General features: G+C 64.5%; 16 protein-coding genes. 8 read left to right on the top strand and 8 right to left on the bottom strand.

The annotated features are described in order from the left end of the window. Positions 1 to 165: 165 nt before the first annotated feature. The 8 genes from CXK91_RS09115 to CXK91_RS09080 all read left to right on the top strand — a co-directional run bounded on the left by CXK91_RS09115 (position 166) and on the right by CXK91_RS09080 (position 6,190). Positions 166 to 750, top strand: coding sequence for a helix-turn-helix transcriptional regulator (locus CXK91_RS09115; protein ID WP_103455837.1), 585 nt, complete (start codon positions 166 to 168; stop codon positions 748 to 750). Positions 751 to 965: 215 nt separating this feature from the next. Continuing rightward, the gene (locus CXK91_RS09110; RefSeq protein ID WP_103455836.1) at positions 966 to 1,451 is read left to right on the top strand and encodes a curli production assembly protein CsgB; all 486 of its coding nucleotides are present in this window, start codon (positions 966 to 968) and stop codon (positions 1,449 to 1,451) included. A 17-nt stretch (positions 1,452 to 1,468) separates the two neighbouring features. Next, complete coding sequence (locus tag CXK91_RS09105; protein ID WP_103455835.1) at positions 1,469 to 2,350, top strand: hypothetical protein; 882 nt, start codon at positions 1,469 to 1,471, stop codon at positions 2,348 to 2,350. Between the two features lie 45 nt (positions 2,351 to 2,395). After that, the gene (locus CXK91_RS09100) at positions 2,396 to 2,791 is read left to right on the top strand and encodes a hypothetical protein (RefSeq protein ID WP_103455834.1); all 396 of its coding nucleotides are present in this window, start codon (positions 2,396 to 2,398) and stop codon (positions 2,789 to 2,791) included. A 135-nt stretch (positions 2,792 to 2,926) separates the two neighbouring features. After that, positions 2,927 to 3,532, top strand: a complete 606-nt coding sequence (locus CXK91_RS09095) for an outer membrane beta-barrel protein (protein WP_038664033.1) — start codon at positions 2,927 to 2,929, stop codon at positions 3,530 to 3,532. Positions 3,533 to 3,602: 70 nt separating this feature from the next. Further along, positions 3,603 to 4,280 (top strand): response regulator, encoded by a 678-nt coding sequence (locus CXK91_RS09090; protein WP_103455833.1) that lies wholly within the window; start codon positions 3,603 to 3,605, stop codon positions 4,278 to 4,280. Next, positions 4,277 to 5,674, top strand: a complete 1,398-nt coding sequence (locus tag CXK91_RS09085; RefSeq protein WP_103455832.1) for an ATP-binding protein — start codon at positions 4,277 to 4,279, stop codon at positions 5,672 to 5,674. The genes CXK91_RS09090 and CXK91_RS09085 overlap by 4 nt, the downstream gene beginning before the upstream one ends. A gap of 72 nt (positions 5,675 to 5,746) precedes the next feature. Next, on the top strand, positions 5,747 to 6,190 hold the full coding sequence (locus CXK91_RS09080) for a ketosteroid isomerase-related protein (protein ID WP_103455831.1): 444 nt from the start codon (positions 5,747 to 5,749) through the stop codon (positions 6,188 to 6,190). Between the two features lie 12 nt (positions 6,191 to 6,202). Here CXK91_RS09080 and CXK91_RS09075 read toward each other — a convergent pair whose 3' ends face one another. From CXK91_RS09075 to CXK91_RS09040, 8 genes are read right to left on the bottom strand one after another with little or no spacing between them, the layout of a single operon-like run. Next, on the bottom strand, positions 6,203 to 7,852 hold the full coding sequence (locus tag CXK91_RS09075) for a proton-conducting transporter membrane subunit (protein ID WP_103455830.1): 1,650 nt from the start codon (positions 7,850 to 7,852) through the stop codon (positions 6,203 to 6,205). Further along, on the bottom strand, positions 7,849 to 9,345 hold the full coding sequence (locus CXK91_RS09070; protein WP_103455829.1) for a complex I subunit 5 family protein: 1,497 nt from the start codon (positions 9,343 to 9,345) through the stop codon (positions 7,849 to 7,851). Before CXK91_RS09070 ends, CXK91_RS09075 begins: the two co-directional genes overlap by 4 nt. Continuing rightward, complete coding sequence (locus CXK91_RS09065) at positions 9,342 to 10,766, bottom strand: complex I subunit 5 family protein (RefSeq protein ID WP_103455828.1); 1,425 nt, start codon at positions 10,764 to 10,766, stop codon at positions 9,342 to 9,344. Before CXK91_RS09065 ends, CXK91_RS09070 begins: the two co-directional genes overlap by 4 nt. Next, a complete protein-coding gene (locus CXK91_RS09060) occupies positions 10,763 to 11,044 on the bottom strand; it encodes an NADH-quinone oxidoreductase subunit K (protein ID WP_103455827.1) in 282 nt (93 codons plus the stop codon). Before CXK91_RS09060 ends, CXK91_RS09065 begins: the two co-directional genes overlap by 4 nt. Continuing rightward, positions 11,041 to 11,949: a Na(+)/H(+) antiporter subunit B gene (locus CXK91_RS09055; protein ID WP_103455826.1), complete on the bottom strand. Its 909-nt coding sequence runs from the start codon at positions 11,947 to 11,949 to the stop codon at positions 11,041 to 11,043. Before CXK91_RS09055 ends, CXK91_RS09060 begins: the two co-directional genes overlap by 4 nt. Then, positions 11,942 to 12,235, bottom strand: coding sequence for a cation:proton antiporter (locus CXK91_RS09050; protein ID WP_103455825.1), 294 nt, complete (start codon positions 12,233 to 12,235; stop codon positions 11,942 to 11,944). The genes CXK91_RS09055 and CXK91_RS09050 overlap by 8 nt, the downstream gene beginning before the upstream one ends. Then, entirely contained in the window at positions 12,228 to 12,479 is a 252-nt protein-coding gene (locus tag CXK91_RS09045) for a monovalent cation/H+ antiporter complex subunit F (RefSeq protein WP_103455824.1), read from the bottom strand. The genes CXK91_RS09050 and CXK91_RS09045 overlap by 8 nt, the downstream gene beginning before the upstream one ends. Further along, positions 12,479 to 12,970, bottom strand: a complete 492-nt coding sequence (locus CXK91_RS09040; protein ID WP_103455823.1) for a Na+/H+ antiporter subunit E — start codon at positions 12,968 to 12,970, stop codon at positions 12,479 to 12,481. The genes CXK91_RS09045 and CXK91_RS09040 overlap by 1 nt, the downstream gene beginning before the upstream one ends. Between the last annotated feature and the right edge of the window lie 72 nt (positions 12,971 to 13,042).

The following is a 13,042-nucleotide window of genomic DNA, read 5'->3' as shown; positions in this document are numbered from 1 at the left end:
CCCGTTTGCCATCTCTGGGCTGAACTTCGCTGCAAGGTGCTGGTCGTTTAGTAACTTTTTAATCAATCACGCCCGACTGACTAGGTACCGAACATGGATGCGGATCTTACGCGGGACATATCCTCCCCAACTGTCACGCTATTAACCGGCAATGAGCTGCTTGGGTTGTTCTTTCGCCATTTTCTCGGCGAGCAGGCGCAGGTCGAAGTTTCACTCGCCGGACTGGAATCATCGGAGCATCGTGGGGCCGACCTGTTTCTGGTCGACGCCGGACACAGCGAAGCCGAACAGATTTCCAGCTTGATCGACCAACTCGACGAACACACACCGGTGGCACTGGTGAACATCGTTCCCGAACAGGCCGAGCAGCTGGTGGAAAAGCACCCGGTCATTCGAGGGGTGTTCTACAGCCATGCAACCCGCGAGCATCTACTCGAGGGTATCCGGGTGCTGCTAAAAGGTGGTGACTGGCTGCCAAGGGTGCTTACCGAGCGACTGCTGGGCCAGTGGCGACGCATGCGCCAGCTTGCCGAGACCAAGTCCAGCCTGACGCTGCGCGAACGGGAAATCCTCAGCCTGGCGGGCAAGGGTTTGTCCAATGCCGAAATCGCCGAACAGCTGTGCCTGAGTCCTCACACCATCAAAAGCCATATCCACAACCTGCTGCGCAAAATCGGCGCATCCAATCGCGCCGAGGCGGCATATCTGCTGCGCAGCCATCTGGACTGGGACAAGTCCTGCCGCGCCTGATCGTTTGCTGCCCATCCGGCAGCGCACTGATTGGCATCGTGCGCTGCCGGAACAGCACGTCGCTGACGTCATCGTGAGCGACTTACCGGTCGTGCGGTAGCGTCAGGGATTAATCCCTATATGGCGTTTTCCGCCATCCTTTTTCCATCGTCGGATGGATATTCAAACCGTACCCAGCGTTCAAGAATCGCGACCACTGCCTACGGTATATACCGATGACTTCTTCTGATTTGCCCCGCGCCGCTCACCTGCTCGCCCTGATCGTCAGCTTCGCCAGCACCCCGCTGATGGCGATGGATCTGATGGATAACGGCGATCTCGCGCCAGACCGCGGCGTGCTAAGTGCAAGCTCCACTTCGCAGCTGTCCGATGCCAAGGCGGCCTTTGTACAGCAACAGGGTCAGGGCAACCTCGCCGAGCTTGTGCAGACCGGTCAGGCACTCAACGCGCAGGTATTGCAACAAGGCAGCGACCAGGAAGCCTTCATTCTCCAGCATGGCGAAAACCTGCTGGCAATCATCGAACAGGCTGGCCACGGCAACTTCGCCGAGATCCTCCAGACTGGCAGCGACAACCAGGCCACCATCAGCCAATACGGCGCATACAACGACGCTCGCATCGAACAGGCCGGTAGCGGCCAGCGCAGTGCCGTCACGCAATACGGCACCGGCCAACAGATAAACATTGTGCAAGGTCGCTAAAGGCCACGGAGAATCACATGTTCAAGCCCACAGTAATCGCTTCCATTCTCGCACTCGGCGCCGCTCAGGCGTTTGCGCAAAACAGCATCGAGCTGGAACAGGTCGGCACGGACAACGTGGCCGAACTGCAACAGACCGGCCTGGTCGACTCCAGCGCGATAGACGTCAGCCAGACCGGCAACCTCAATTTCGCCAGCGTCACTCAGGTTGGCGAGGCTTACTTCAAGGTCGCCAACCTTCAGCAAGTCGGCAATGCCAACGTCGCCACCGTCGAACAGACCGGACGCACCAGCACGCTAAATGCCAGCAGCGTCGGCAACGGCAACCAGATCACTGCCAGCCAGACCAGCTTCGTCAACGCGCAGGTCGAGCAGCGCGGCGACAACAACCAGCTGACCTTCAGCCAGCAGGGATACTACGAAGGTGCCCGCCTGAATGTGTCCCAGGACGGCCTGGGCAACATGGCTGACATCTTTCAGGGCGACGGCAACCGTATGACGCTTGCCCAGGTCGGCACCTATAACGTCGCCGACATCCATCAACGCGACTACCACAACGAACTCGACTTCACCCAGAGTGGCGACAGTAACTTGCTGACGGTCGACCAGAATGGCTTCGGTGGCCGCATCAGCGGCTCGTCAACCGGCAGTGGCAACAGCGTCGATATCGCGCAGACTTACATGTCCAACCAGGCCACGGTAGTCCAGAACGGCAACGACAACGTGGCGAGCATCGAACAGGGCAACTACAGCCATCAAGCCACCATCACGCAGATGGGCAGCGCCAACGAGGCGATGATTCGCCAGAACCTGCCGGCCAACGATTACACCCGTCTGCCGGGCGTGGCAGCGATCCACCAGAGCGGTACCGGCAACAGCGCATCCATCGTCCAGCAGTAAAACGACAAGCCCAGCCACGGACCGGCTTCAACGGAAACAGAACGGATGCTGACCATGACCCTCGCCACCTGGCTGCTTGCAGCCACCCCCGCACCTGCCGAAGGCGCTGTGAACGCCAGCCTCGAATTGCAACCTGTCGAGCAAAACCGTTTGTCCCTGGCCCTGTGCTTCAAGGGCAGTGGTCAGCAGGTCCGCTTTCGCCTCAAGGTCCGCTCCAGCGGCAGCGCCGGCAATTCCCAGACCGCCCAGAGCGGCACCCTGATCGCTACTGAAACGCAGCAATGCCCGCTGAGCAACCGACTCGGCATTGCTGACGGCACCCGCGTCGAGGCCGAGCTGCAATGGTGGATCGACGATGCCGAGCAGCCGCCGATGCTGCGCAGCTACCCGGATAATGACGTCGATATGGACGAGCAGAGCGAGCCGCAGCAGATCGCTTGAAAGCCTGGAAGCAGACCAACGGCACCGCAGGAGGCGTTCGTTCAGCGCAGGTTCAGGCTGGGTTCAGGAAGGGTTCAGTGACAACCGTTCAGGCTAGGGGCCGTCAGTATCCCGCTGCCTGAAAAGGAGTCACCGATGAAAAAACTTAGCACTCTGGCCCTCGCCACCACCCTCGGCATCTTCAGCTTCGGCGCCCACGCCGCTGAGAACTTCGCCGGTTTCACCTGGGGCAAAAGCACCGTCAACACTGATCGCTCCAGCTCGCTGAAGCAGAACATGGACGGCAAGAACCGCTTCGATGACGTGATCAAGAACAGTGGCACCTGGGGCGTACGCGCCGGTCAGATGACCGACGAGGCCCGCTACTACATGACCTACGAGAACGTCTCCGACGATTACGGCAGCAGCCTCAAGCTGCGTCAGCAGAACCTGATCGGCAGCTACGACATGTTCGTTCCGCTGGGTGACACCACCCGCCTGTTCGGTGGCGCCAGCGCCGGTCTGACCAAGCTGGAGAACGAGTCCAAGGGTTACACCCGTGACAGCGATATCGGCTACCTGGTAGGCCTGCAGGCCGGTATCCTGCAGAAGCTCGGCGACAACACCTCGGTGGAAGCCGGCTACCGTTACCTGCGCAGCAACGCCGGTACCGAAGTGTCCGAGCGTGGCGTCGGCAAGCTGGGCTCGATCGACGTACACAGCAGCAAGCAGGCCTATCTGGGTCTGAACTATCACTTCTGATGGCGTTACGCTGACAGAACGTTGAAAAGCGGCCGGGCATTGCCCGGCCGTTTGCCCAGGGAGCAGAAAAATGAAAGTGCTAGTGGTGGAAGACGAGGCGCTGCTGCGCCACCACTTGCAGACGCGGCTCGGTGAAAGCGGGCATATCGTCGATGCCGTGCCCAACGCCGAAGAAGCGCTGTATCAAACCCACGAATTCAATCACGACCTTGCCGTCATCGATCTCGGCCTGCCGGGTATCAGCGGGCTGGACCTGATCCGCCAGCTGCGCAGCCGCGGCAAGGCCTTTCCCATTCTTATCCTCACTGCCCGTGGCAACTGGCAGGACAAGGTCGAAGGCCTGGCCGCCGGCGCGGACGATTACGTGGTCAAGCCGTTCCAGTTCGAGGAGCTCGAAGCCCGACTGAACGCCCTGCTGCGCCGCTCCAGGGGCTTTACCCAGGCCACCATCGAAGCCGGCCCGCTGGTGCTCGACCTCAATCGCAAGCAGGCCACGACCAATGGCGAGCCGCTGGCGCTGACCGCCTACGAATACCGCATCCTCGAATACCTGATGCGTCATCAGCAGCAGGTGGTGGCCAAGGAACGGCTGATGGAACAGCTCTACAGCGGCGACGAGGAGCGCGACCCGAACGTGATTGAGGTGCTGGTCGGGCGGCTGCGGCGCAAGCTTGAGGCCCAGTGCGCGATGAAGCCCATCGAAACCGTGCGTGGCCTCGGCTACCTGTTCACCGAGCGCTGCCGATGAGTCGACGCTGGCGCCGCCTGCAGGCGCGCGTTCGCAACCGACTGACCGGCGCCATGTCGCTGCGCCTGCGACTGATGCTCGGCGCGGCGAGCCTCGCCGTACTGTTCATGCTGGCGTTGCTGCCAGCGCTGCAGGGCGCCTTCAGCCTGTCCTTCGAGAAAGTCATCGAACAACGCCTGGCCGCCGACGCCAGTACGCTGATCACCGCCGCACAGGTCGAGGACGGCCGTCTGCAAATGCCCGAGCGCCTACCAGACGAGGAATTCGACCTGCCGGACGCACAGCTGCTCGGCTTCATCTACGACCGTCGCGGCGAGCTGGTCTGGCATTCACGCTCGGCCGCCGACGAGCGCATCGACTATCGCCCGCGTTACGAGGGCGGCAACACGGAATTCCTGCGCATACGCGACGCGGACGGAATCGAGTACTTCGTCTATGACGTCGAGCTGCATCTGGCCGGCAGCCGCGACAACGCCTTCAGCTTCGTCACCATGCAGCCGACCAGCGAGTACCTGAGCCTGTTCGAGGAGTTTCGTCGCCAGCTGTACCTGTGGCTGGGCAGTGGCCTGCTGGTTTTGCTGGTGCTGCTCTGGCTCGGCCTGACCTGGGGCTTTCGCACGCTCAAGCGAGTCAGCGCTGAGCTCGACCAGGTCGAAGCCAGCCAGCGTGAACGGCTGAGCGACGACCACCCGCGCGAACTGCTGCGTCTGACCCGCTCGCTGAACCGCCTGCTGGACAGTGAGCGGCGCCAGCGCGAGCAGTACCGCAATTCGTTGGGTGACCTGGCGCATAGCCTGAAAACCCCGCTCAGCGTGCTGCAGGGCGTCGGCGAGACACTCGCGGCGCAGGCGCAGAGCCGCGAGCAGGCACAGGTGATGCAGGCGCAGATCGAGCGCATGAGCCAGCAGATCGGCTATCAGCTACAACGGGCCAGCCTGGGCAAGAGCGGCCTGGTGCGTCACCGGGTCCAGCTCCGGCCGTTGCTGAGCAGCCTCTGCAGCACGCTGGACAAGGTCTATCGCGACAAGGGCGTGCAGATCGACATGCAACTGATCGAACCCTGCCTGGTGCCGATGGAACAAGGCGCCCTGATGGAGTTGCTCGGCAACCTGCTGGAAAATGCCTACCGACTCTGCCTTGGCCAGATCCGCATCAGCGCCGTGCCCGATGGCGACAACCTGCTCCTGCTGGTAGAGGACGACGGGCCTGGCGTACCGGTCGACCAGCGCGCACGGATCATCCGCCGCGGCGAACGCCTCGACGGCCAGCATCCCGGCCAGGGAATCGGTCTGGCGGTGGTCAAGGACATCCTCGACAGCTACGGCGGCGAACTCAGCCTAGGTGAGTCAGAACTTGGCGGAGCAGCATTCCAGATCAGATTGCGGGCAGACTGATTGGCGCTCCCGTTGCGCTCTGGGCGCTGCTAGAGTTCATTGCAGAGCCATCTGCAGCCCAACGGAGCACGCATGTCACTGGATGACCGCAAGAAACTCGTCCGCCAACATATCGACCTGACCTGGAATCGCGGGCATCTGGCGCTGGCCGAGCACCTGCACAGCAAGGATTTTCTCTATAAGAGCTCGTTCATTGGACGGCCGCTCCACAGTGTCGAGTTCCTCGACATGGTTCGGCAGATTCGCCACGCCATGCCGGAGCTGGAAGTGGTCGTTGAGGAGTGCATCGCCGAAGGCAATCGTGTGGTCACCTGGAGCACGCTGATTGGCACCATCGAACATTCCGCATTTGGCTATCCGCCCAGCGACAAGGTGCTGAGCATTTCGGCCATGGCCTTCTGGAGCATCGCGCCAACGCAACAGGTGCAGGAGATCTGCACCATGTTCGACATGGAGAGTTTCCGCGCCCAGCTCGGGCTGGACACCCGGCCCTACGCCGAGAAATCCCAGCCCTGAGCCAGCAGCGGTTCACCACAGCCAGCCGAGCCAGAGCAACGCCACCAGCAGCCAGGCACTGAGCGTCAGTGCGCCACGTTCCCAATGCCGATTCCAGCGTCGCTCACGCTGGCGCCAGCGTGAGCGATCGAGGTGGATCGCGGGTACAGGCAGCGGCGGCTGGCGCAGCACACGAGTGAGATACAACGATGCCCAGAGCGCCGGATTTGGCAGCCGGGCCAGGCGTGGCGGCACTCGCCAGCCACGGCGTAGCACCCATCCGGCCAGCACCAGGGCTGCCAGTAGCGGCCAAAGCGCCGCCCATAGGCCACCCGGATAGAGGCCGCTCAGCAAGGGCTCACGCAGCGCAGGCCAGACCCAGGGCAACAACAGCGATGCCAGGCTGAGCGCCGCCCACGGCAACCATTGACCGAATGGCGGGCGCACGCTGGCATGCTGCTGATCGCGCCACATCAGCCAGAGCGCACGTAGCAGCAGCAGCGCGGTGGCCAAGCTGGCAAGCGTCAACCAGGGCGCCCAGGCGGCGAAGGCGCTTTCGCGCCACGCGTCCTTGAGCAGGTACTTCACCGCCGCACCGCTACTCAGCGGCGCGCCCATGATCGCCAGCGCCGGCAGTAGCAAAAGCGCCCAAGCCAGTCGTGGCAGGCGCCCTTCGTGGACCATCCCCGCCGCCAGGAACAAAGCGCCCTTGGCCAGGCCGTGAAGCATGCCGAACAACAGCAGTATTGCGAGAAGCGCAGCTGACGGCTGCTCCAGGCTCCAGGCCAATGCCAGAATCATCAGCATCCAGCCCATCTGGCTCACCGAGGAATAGGCCAGCACGGCCTTCGACTTGCCGGCGCACAGCCCCAGGGCAGCCGCGTAGAGCGCGCCGAAAATGCCGGCTGCGAGCAGCGGTGTGCTCCAGGCTGCCAGCGTCGGATCGGCTTCCGGCACACAGCGCCAGATACCGAGGATGCCAGCCTTGAGCATCGCACCGGAGAGCACAGCGCTGGCCGGAGCCGGCGCTTCGGGATGGGCCAGCGGCAACCAGACGTGCAGCGGCCAGAAGCCAGCCTTCAAACCGAGACCGAGCAACAAAAGGGCCAGAGTCAGGTTGTCGATCGGTTGCGCCTGCCAGGTGACGAAGTCGAATGCCTGCCCGGTGGAATGGGTGCGCAACAGCAGCCCAGCGAGCAACAGCATCTCGCCGCAGATCGCCAGCTGCAGATACAGCCGCCCGGCACGCCGCGGCCCTGGGCCACCGCGATGCACGATCAGTCCGTAGGCCGACAGGCTCATGGCACTGAAGCCGAGGTAGAAACTCAGTGCATCGGTGGCGATGATCAGCAGCAGATTGCCGGTCAGCGCCAGTTGCCAGAAAGCCCAGAAACGCAGCCGGCGCGGATCGCCGGCAAGACTACTGTTGGCGAAGACCGCTGCGCAGCCCCACAGCAGCGCGGAAAACCCAAGCCAGGCGCGGGTCAGCGCGTCGCTGGAACCCCAGCGTACGCCTTCCCAGAGCCAGGGCAATTCGAGCGCCAAAGGTGGCTGCAGCGCCACCAGCAACGCCGGCACACAGGCCAGCCACAACCACGGCAGACAACGCTCGCGCAGCCAGAGCAGCAGCACGCCGCCAAGCAGCGGCGCAAAGGGCACCAGCAACCACAGCCAGGCGCTCATATGGCGAACTCCCGCTCGACGATCAACTGGCTCCAGCCCAGCGGGCTCAACGCGGTGGCAGCCAGCAGGCCGACCAGCAACGACAGCAGCGCCGTAATCACTGGCGGCAGCAGCAACATCCAGTGGGTTTCAAAACGCTCCTCGGCCCAACGATTCTCGTGCCAGTCGGCCGGCTCGGCGAACCAGCCACGCCAGAGCAGCGGCAGGAAATAGGCGGCGTTGAGCAGCGCGGAGCCGAGCAGCACCAACAGCACCCAGTCCTGGCCGACTTCAAGGGCGCCCAGGCCGAGCGTCCATTTGCTGATAAAGCCGGCGATTGGCGGAATGCCGATCATGCCCAGCGCACCGATTGAGAATGCCGTCATGGTCCAGGGCATGCGCCGGCCGACACCGTCCATCTCGCGGATTCGGTGGATGCCTAAGGTTTCGGCGAAGTTGCCCGCACAGTAGAAAAGCGTGACTTTCATCAGGCCCTGATGGACCAGATGCACCAGCCCGCCCACCGCGGCGATCGGCCCGAGCAAAGCAACGCCAAGGGTTACGTAGGACACCTGGCTGATCGTCGAGTAGGCCAGGCGCTTCTTCAGCTCCTGTTGCTGCAAGGCACGCAGCGAACCATAAAGAATCGTTCCGGCCGCCAGCCAGAGCAGCGGTTTGGTGAGATCCAGCTGCATCAGCGCTTCGGCACCGAAGACGTCATAAACCACCCGCACGATACCGAATGCCCCGGCCTTGACCACCGCGACTGCGTGCAACAAGGCGCTGACCGGTGCCGGCGCGACCATCGCCTGCGGCAACCAGCCATGCAGCGGGATCAGTGCGGCCTTTACACCGAGGCCGAGAATCAGCAGAGCAAAGGCGACCCGTAGTGCAATGTCATGTTCGTCGACCTGCTCCAGCAGATAGCCGGCCGCTTGGAAATCCGGTGTGCCGGCCAGGCTGTGCAGCAACGCCACGCCCATCAGCACCAGGGTGCCGCCACCCACCGTGTAGGCCAGATAGATGCGCCCGGCACGCAGCGACTCGGGGGTACCGCGATGCACTACCAACGGGAAGGTGGCCAGGGTCAACAGTTCGTAGAACAGCAGGAAGCTGACCAGGTTGCCGGCCAGCGCCAGCCCTACCGTGGCGCTGACGCACAGGCTGAAGTAACCGAAGAAGCGTGAGCGCAGCGGCGAATCTTCCAGATAGCCGATGGCGTAGATTGTGGTCAGCGCCCAGAGCAGCGACGACAGCGCAACGAACAGCAGTGCCAGGGCATCGGCCTGCAGCACCAGCGGCGCACCCGGCAACAGCGGTACGCTGAAGCGGTACTCGCTGCCCTGGCTGACGCCGTAGAGCATGCTGCCCACCAGTAGCAGCTTGAGCATCACGCCGAGCACGTTGAGGGTTACGCGCAAGCGCTGCTGGTCCTCGCGCAGACCGAAGATCACCAGGCCAGGTAGCAACGAGCTGAGCACTATGGCCAGTGGCAGAAACTCATGCCAGCTCATCGCCCGAGCCCTCCCAGCCAGAGCAGCAGCGGCTCGCTGATCAACGCCAGCCCCCACACCAGCAGCGCCGGCAGCAAGGCCAGCCACTGCGCCAGGCGGTCCGGACGAATGCTCGGTGGATTCGGCCGGGCGCGGTCAAAACCATGGGCAACAACGCGGAACACATAGGCAGCAGACATCAGCGTGCCGAGCAGCACGCCCACCGCCCAGGGCCAGTGCTGCGGCTGTTCGAACAGCGGTTGCAGCAGCAACCACTTGGCCAGAAAGCCGCCGCTGGGCGGCAGCCCGACCAGGCTGCCGCCGGCCACGGCGAATGCGGCCAGGGCGATCGGCACGTTCTGGCTGGCACCGCGCATGCCGGTTATCCGCTTGCTGCCGAGAATGCTCTGCAGTTCACCGGCAGCGAGGAACATCGACACCTTGGCCAAGCCGTGGGCCAGCACGAACAACCACAAGGCCGCATGCAGACGTGGTTCATTGAGATGCAGCAGCAGCCCCAGCGCCAGCAGCGCATAGCCGAGCTGAGCAACCGTCGAGTACGCCACCAGCGTCTTCAGTCGTGGCGCACGCAGCGCCGACCAGCCGCCGGCGAGCAGCGCCAGCACACCAGCGGCGCCGAACAGCAGGCCGGCATCGCGACCGAAGGCCTCCGGCGCGATCTCGCTCCAGATCAGCCAGAGGATGTACAGCGGCCCCTTGACCACCAGCGCCGAAAGCAGCGCGCTGACCGCAGTCGGCGCTGCGGCGTGGGCCGGCGGCAGCCACAGGTGCAGGGGCCACAGCGCTGCCTTGAGCATCAGCCCGAGGGTCATCAACAACAGCGCCAGGTGGGTCACGCCATCGGCTTCGGTCAGTTGCGCCAGCACGGCCAGATCGAGCACGCCATAGCGTCCGTAGATCAGCGCCACACCCAGCAGATAGGCCAGCGATCCGGCCAGCGACAGCAACAGGTAATTCAGCGCCGGCTTCCAGGCCTTGCGCCCAGCCAGCGACACCAGCGCCACTGCAACCAGGCTGAGCAGCTCCAGCGTGACGTAGAGGTTGAACAGGTCCGCCGATAGCCACAACGCAGCCAGCGCCGCATGCAGCAGACAGGACAGCGGCCAGTAATCTTCCTTGCCGGCAGCGTGGGCGATGCGTGCTGCATAAAGCGCCACCAGCAGGTGCAACCCAGCGGTAAATACCAGCAACAGCGCGGCCAGCGGCGTCAGCCGGAAGCGGATCGCCAACCCCGTTTCCCAGCCACCGATAAGCAGGTTGCGTTCACCATGATCGAGCACCACTTGCAGCGCCATGATCGCCGCCACAAGCGCGCCCAGGCTCAGCGCGATCACCCAGCGTCCGCTGCGCGCCGGGCGCAGCAGGATCAGCAGCAAGGCGCCGGCCAGGGGTAAAAGCAGACTGAACAGTGCGGCGTTCATCGCTTTTGCTCCATCGATGAAGCCAGTGCGCTGCTCAGGCGCAACGCCAGGGCAGTCGCACTCACCGCCACCACCAGGCCGGTGACCACCAGCGCCACCAGCAGCGGATCGCTCGGGTCGTGGCGCGCCGCCAGGGCGATCATCACCAGGAACACGCCGCTGCCCATCAGGTTGATGGCAATGATGCGCCGCAGCGCATGGCGCAGTGTCAGCAGCCCGTGCAGGCCGAGTAGCCAGAGGGCGAAGCCGATGGCGATCCAGAACAGCGTGGCGCTCATGACTGCGCCTCCGGCTCGTCACCGATCACCAGCAGACTCAGGCTGGCCGCGATGGACAGCGTTGCCGCCGCTTCAATCAAGAGGATCAGCAGCTTCGCCGACCCGGCCGGATAGTGCAGCCAGCCATCGCCGTACCAGGCGCAGGCCGCAGCCACGCCGATAAACAGCAGCAAGCCGATCAGTACCAGCAGGCGCAGCGGCCAGAAGCTCCAGTGCAAGGCCGGCAGCGCCCCCGCCAGACGCAGCAGCACGATGCCTGCCGCCAGCAATGCCCCAGCTTGGAATGCACCGCCCGGCGAAGCAGCACCACGCCAGAGCACATACCCCCCAGCAAGCACCAGCAGCGGTGTCAGGGTGCGGCCCCAGGCTCGCAGCAGCGGCCAAGGTTCGCTCAATTGTGGTTGCAGCGGCCCGAGCTGGCGGGCACCTAGCAGCGCCAGCAGCAGCACCGCCAGCTCCAGCAGCGTGTCCCAGGCGCGGAAATTTAGCAGCACCGCCGTTACCGGATGCTCGACGCCGCTTTGCGCCAGGGCGGCGTCGATCTGCGCCGGCACCGTCGGCTGCAACTCGGCCAGCGGAGCCAGCTCTGGCAGCAGCAAAATCAGCAGCGGCAACAGCACCAGTACCGCGGCCAGGCGGCGGCGCCGCGACAGGCGCGGCTCACTGCCGGCCTGGGGTTGCCGCGCCAGCGCGGCGAACAGCAATACGCCGGTCAGGCCTGCACCGATGGCGGCCTCGGCCAGCGCCAGATCGGCGGCGCCCAGGCGCGCCCAGACCAGCGCCAGCACCAAACCGAAGGCAATGAACAGCAGCACGCCGGCATACAGCTGGCGCACATGCAGCGCACCGCCGGCCAGGCCCAGCAGCAGCAGGCCGAGCACGCCATCGAGCAGCCACTCACTCATCGCCGCCCTCCTCGTCGCACTGGCGTGCCAGCAGCTGGCAGGCGGTAGCGCCGGAGGCCAGCACCAGCAGCCAGATCAGCAGCATCTGCGCCACTTCCAGCAGACTGCCAGCGCGCAGCGACAGCCCGGCGACCACCAGGCCGAGGCCGAGAGTGTCGGCCTTGGTCAGCGCGTGCAGGCGACTCAGGGTGTCGGGAAAGCGCAGCAGGCCGACGCTGCCGGCGGCGAAGAACAGCAGGCCGCCGGCCAGCAGCAGCCAGCTGAAGAAGTCGAGCAGTTCACTCATGGCGACTGCGCCGCAGCAGTTGCACCAGCGCGGCACTGACCATCGCCGCCAGCAGGGCCAGCACCAGCGCGGCATCACGCAGCGCCGGAGCGACCTGCCACTGCGCCAGTACCAGCAGCAGCGCGGCACCGGTGGTGCCGAACAGCTGCACGGCAAGCAGCCGGTCGACCCGCCCCGGCCCACGCAGCACGCGCCACAGGCCGAGGATCAGGGTCAGCAATAGCAGCGCCGAAAACACCGCCATCAGCGCCTCCCCCCGTCGCCGAGCAGACGCTCCAGGCGCTGTTCGAGATCGGCGACCGTGGCCTGCCAGGGCAGGCGCTCATCCAGTACATGCACGCGCATTTCGTCCCCCTCGATGCGCGAAGCCAGCGTGCCAGGCAGCAGCCCAACCAGCGCCGATAGCAGCAGGCGCACCCGCGGCGACTGGCTGCTGAGCGGGTACGGATGCCACGCCGGCTGCAGCGGGCAACGTGGTTGCAGGGCGCGTCGTGCCACATCCCAACCGCCGAGCAGCATGTGTTTGAGGAAGAAGCCGAGGAACGCGGGCAAGGCGGCGGGATGCATGGCCAACGGCCGCAACCCGAGCCACATGCTCAGGGCGACAGCCAACGCGATCGTCGGAACGCCCAGCGTCCAGCCTTGGCCGGCGGCGAACACGGCCCAAAGCGCGGTGTAAATCAGTGACCAGAAAAGCGCGTCGGTGGCTCCGCGACGCCATGTGGCCTGAGTCATCTCATTCTCCTTGGCATACCGGTCTTTGTAACAAGTCGAGGCCAAGAGTTCGCCACTGTCCACCAACCGCGG

The sequence above is a fragment of the Stutzerimonas stutzeri genome (assembly GCF_002909485.1).
GTDB lineage: Bacteria > Pseudomonadota > Gammaproteobacteria > Pseudomonadales > Pseudomonadaceae > Stutzerimonas > Stutzerimonas stutzeri_AH.
Note: the sequence above shows the minus strand (reverse complement) of the source record. Positions and strands in the feature narration are given on the sequence as shown.

Excerpts from the sequence above, each read along its gene's own strand:
- CXK91_RS09110 (WP_103455836.1), top strand. The coding sequence starts at position 966 with ATGACTTCTTCTGATTTGCCCCGCGCCGCTCACCTGCTCGCCCTGATC.
- CXK91_RS09105 (WP_103455835.1), top strand. The coding sequence starts at position 1,469 with ATGTTCAAGCCCACAGTAATCGCTTCCATTCTCGCACTCGGCGCCGCT.
- CXK91_RS09100 (WP_103455834.1), top strand. The coding sequence starts at position 2,396 with ATGCTGACCATGACCCTCGCCACCTGGCTGCTTGCAGCCACCCCCGCA.
- CXK91_RS09095 (WP_038664033.1), top strand. The coding sequence starts at position 2,927 with ATGAAAAAACTTAGCACTCTGGCCCTCGCCACCACCCTCGGCATCTTC.
- CXK91_RS09090 (WP_103455833.1), top strand. The coding sequence starts at position 3,603 with ATGAAAGTGCTAGTGGTGGAAGACGAGGCGCTGCTGCGCCACCACTTG.
- CXK91_RS09085 (WP_103455832.1), top strand. The coding sequence starts at position 4,277 with ATGAGTCGACGCTGGCGCCGCCTGCAGGCGCGCGTTCGCAACCGACTG.
- CXK91_RS09080 (WP_103455831.1), top strand. The coding sequence starts at position 5,747 with ATGTCACTGGATGACCGCAAGAAACTCGTCCGCCAACATATCGACCTG.
- CXK91_RS09075 (WP_103455830.1), bottom strand. The coding sequence starts at position 7,852 with ATGAGCGCCTGGCTGTGGTTGCTGGTGCCCTTTGCGCCGCTGCTTGGC.
- CXK91_RS09070 (WP_103455829.1), bottom strand. The coding sequence starts at position 9,345 with ATGAGCTGGCATGAGTTTCTGCCACTGGCCATAGTGCTCAGCTCGTTG.
- CXK91_RS09065 (WP_103455828.1), bottom strand. The coding sequence starts at position 10,766 with ATGAACGCCGCACTGTTCAGTCTGCTTTTACCCCTGGCCGGCGCCTTG.
- CXK91_RS09060 (WP_103455827.1), bottom strand. The coding sequence starts at position 11,044 with ATGAGCGCCACGCTGTTCTGGATCGCCATCGGCTTCGCCCTCTGGCTA.
- CXK91_RS09055 (WP_103455826.1), bottom strand. The coding sequence starts at position 11,949 with ATGAGTGAGTGGCTGCTCGATGGCGTGCTCGGCCTGCTGCTGCTGGGC.
- CXK91_RS09050 (WP_103455825.1), bottom strand. The coding sequence starts at position 12,235 with ATGAGTGAACTGCTCGACTTCTTCAGCTGGCTGCTGCTGGCCGGCGGC.
- CXK91_RS09045 (WP_103455824.1), bottom strand. The coding sequence starts at position 12,479 with ATGGCGGTGTTTTCGGCGCTGCTATTGCTGACCCTGATCCTCGGCCTG.
- CXK91_RS09040 (WP_103455823.1), bottom strand. The coding sequence starts at position 12,970 with ATGACTCAGGCCACATGGCGTCGCGGAGCCACCGACGCGCTTTTCTGG.